Raw genomic sequence first — 316 nt, 5'->3', positions numbered from 1 at the left:
CTGGATCGCCCATACGTTTTCTGCGCCGACTGCAGTACAACAGGAGGCATGGCCTGCGATAGCGGAAGGCGGTTCTGTTTTGATCAGCGCACCGACAGCAACAGGAAAGACAATCTCTGCCTTTCTGGTGTTTGTTGATAAGCTGCAGGCATAGGCAAATCAGGGAAAGCTGAAAGAACAGCTGTATCTCATCTATGTATCACCTTTAAAATCCCTTGCACAGGATATCCGGGAAAATCTGAATATACCCTTATCCGGCATCGCTCAGGAACCAAACGGGCAGGGGGCAGCGGAAATCACAGTAGGCATACGGACC

Annotated in this window: 1 protein-coding gene; it reads left to right on the top strand. The window is 50.6% G+C overall.

Annotated features, from left to right (window positions below):
• The first annotated feature begins 4 nt into the window (after positions 1–4).
• Positions 5–154: a DEAD/DEAH box helicase gene (locus NE665_RS24845; RefSeq protein ID WP_347285942.1), complete on the top strand. Its 150-nt coding sequence runs from the start codon at positions 5–7 to the stop codon at positions 152–154.
• Positions 155–316 lie beyond the last annotated feature (162 nt).

It is taken from the genome of Clostridium sp. DFI.1.208 (assembly GCF_024463855.1).
In the GTDB taxonomy this organism is placed as follows: domain Bacteria; phylum Bacillota_I; class Bacilli_A; order Erysipelotrichales; family Erysipelotrichaceae; genus Clostridium_AQ.
This window is presented reverse-complemented; position numbering and strand designations above follow the sequence as displayed.